At 75.9% G+C, this 2,205-nt stretch carries 3 protein-coding genes; all 3 read left to right on the top strand.

Going from position 1 to position 2,205, the window contains the following annotated elements; translation table 11 throughout:
* The first annotated feature begins 81 nt into the window (after positions 1-81).
* Positions 82-813, top strand: a complete 732-nt coding sequence (rpe, locus tag VFW24_10205) for a ribulose-phosphate 3-epimerase (protein HEX5267134.1) — start codon at positions 82-84, stop codon at positions 811-813.
* The gene (locus VFW24_10210) at positions 810-1,280 is read left to right on the top strand and encodes a MogA/MoaB family molybdenum cofactor biosynthesis protein (protein ID HEX5267135.1); all 471 of its coding nucleotides are present in this window, start codon (positions 810-812) and stop codon (positions 1,278-1,280) included. The genes rpe and VFW24_10210 overlap by 4 nt, the downstream gene beginning before the upstream one ends.
* A gap of 34 nt (positions 1,281-1,314) precedes the next feature.
* Positions 1,315-2,205: bifunctional diaminohydroxyphosphoribosylaminopyrimidine deaminase/5-amino-6-(5-phosphoribosylamino)uracil reductase RibD (ribD, locus tag VFW24_10215; GenBank protein HEX5267136.1), on the top strand; the 891-nt coding region annotated here is incomplete at its 3' end.

A 2,205-nucleotide genomic window follows, 5' to 3' on the forward strand; every position in this document is an offset into this window, starting at 1 on the left:
CCCTGCTCCTGCCCCAGGACGCCGACACGGACGGCATGTTCGTGCTCGGGCTGGAGCGCCCGCGCCATTAGCGTGACGGTGGTGCCGGAGCCCACGACCGAGCGGGCGGCGCGGGTGAGCATCGCCCCGTCGATCCTGTCCGCCGACTTCGCCCAGCTGGCCGAGGAGGTCGACCGGGTCGCGCCCGAGACCGACCTCCTCCACGTGGACGTGATGGACGGCCACTTCGTGCCCAACCTCACCATCGGTCCCCCGGTGGTGGCCGCCCTCCACCGCCACTGCGGCGGCGTGTACCTCGACTGCCACCTGATGATCACCGAGCCCGAGCGCTACCTCGAGCGGTTCCGGGAGGCGGGGGCGTCGGGCTGCTCGATCCATGCCGAGCTGGGCCGGACCGGAGCGCTCGTCGACCAGATGCGGGGCCTCGGCCTCGACGTGGGCCTGGCGGTGAACCCCGACACCCCGTTCGAGGCCTTCGCCGACCATCTCGGGGCGGTCGACCTCGTGCTGCTGATGACCGTGTTCCCCGGCTTCGGCGGCCAGGAGTTCATGGCCGAGGTCCTGCCGAAGATCGAGCGCACGGCGGGGGAGATCCGCACCCAGGGCTACGCCGCCGTGATCGAGGTCGACGGCGGCATCGACGCCGGCACCGCGCCCCGCTGCGCCGCCGCCGGCGCCCGGGCCTTCGTGGCCGGCAGCGCCATCTTCGGCCATCCCGACCCGCGCGCTTCCGCCGCGGACATCAGGCGGGCCGCCGGCGGGGGGTCCGACGGCGCCCGGCCGTGGGCGGGGCGGACAGTGGCGCGCCCGTGAGGGCCAAGGTCCTGACGGTGTCGGACGGGGTCGTCGGCGGCACCCGCGAGGACCGCTCCGGGGCCGCGGTGGGGGAGCGGCTGGAGCAGGCCGGCTTTTCCGTGGTGGAGCGCACGGTGGTGGCCGACGGGGCGGAGTCGGTGGCCGAGGCGCTGGGGGGGATGATCGCCGGCTTCAGCGGGCTGGTGGTGACGACCGGGGGCACCGGGTTCGGGCCCCGCGACCTCACGCCCGAGGGGACCCGGAGGGTGATCGAGCGGGAGGCGCCCGGGATGGCCGAGGCCATGCGCCTGGTGAACCCGCTGGGCCGGCTGTCCCGGGGGGTGGCGGGGGCGGCGGGGACGTGCCTGGTCCTCAATCTGCCCGGGTCGACCCGGGGGGCGGTGGAGTGCCTCGAGGCGGTGCTCGACGTGGTGCCCCACGCCCTGTCGCTCCTGGCCGGGGAGACCGCCCAGCACCCGAACTAGACTGAGCGGTCAAGAAAACAGCGACGGAGCACGCATGCAGGACCACGCAGCCATGGCACGGGCGGTTGAGGCCGCCGGCGGCGTGCTCGGGTCGACCTCCCCGAACCCGTGGGTGGGGTCGGTGCTGGTCACGGCGGACGGCGCTTCGTTCGTGGGGGCCACCGAGCCTCCGGGACGCCGCCACGCCGAGATCGTGGCCCTCGACGCCGCCCGCGTCGCCGGGGCCGACGCCCGGGGGGCGACCCTCTACACGACCCTCGAGCCGTGCTGTCACACCGGCCGCACCGGGCCGTGCACCGACGCCGTGCTGGCGGCGGGGATCTCCCGGGTGGTCGTGGGCATCGAGGACCCCGACCCGAACGTCGCCGGGCGGGGCATCGAGATCCTGCGCGCCGCGGGCGTGGAGGTCACCGTCGGAGTCCTGGACGACGAGGTGAGCGGCCAGCTGGCCCCCTACCTGAAGCACCGCCGGACGGGGCGCCCCTACGTCACGCTGAAGATGGCGGCCACCCTGGACGGGCGCACCGCCGCCGCCGACGGGTCGAGCCGGTGGATCACGGGGGAGCAGGCCCGCGCCGACGCCCACCGGCTGCGCGCCGTCAACGACGCCGTGCTGGTGGGGGCGGGCACGGCCCGCGCCGACGACCCCGAGCTGACGGTGCGGCTGGCCGAGGGGCGGGACCCCAAGCGGATCGTCCTCGGCCAGGCCCCGGCGGGGGCCCGCCTGCAGCCCGCCGTGGAGATGGAGGGGGACCTGGGCCGGGTCCTCGACGACCTGGGTGGCCAGGGCGTCCTGTCGCTCCTGGTCGAGGGAGGCCCGCGGGTGGCCCACTCGTTCCATTCCGCCGGGCTGGTGGACCGCTACGTGCTGTACCTGGCGGCGGCGCTGATGGGCGGGGCCGACGGCCGGCCGGTGCTCGACGGG

The sequence above is a fragment of the Acidimicrobiales bacterium genome, from assembly GCA_036273495.1.
In the GTDB taxonomy this organism is placed as follows: domain Bacteria; phylum Actinomycetota; class Acidimicrobiia; order Acidimicrobiales; family JAJPHE01; genus DASSEU01.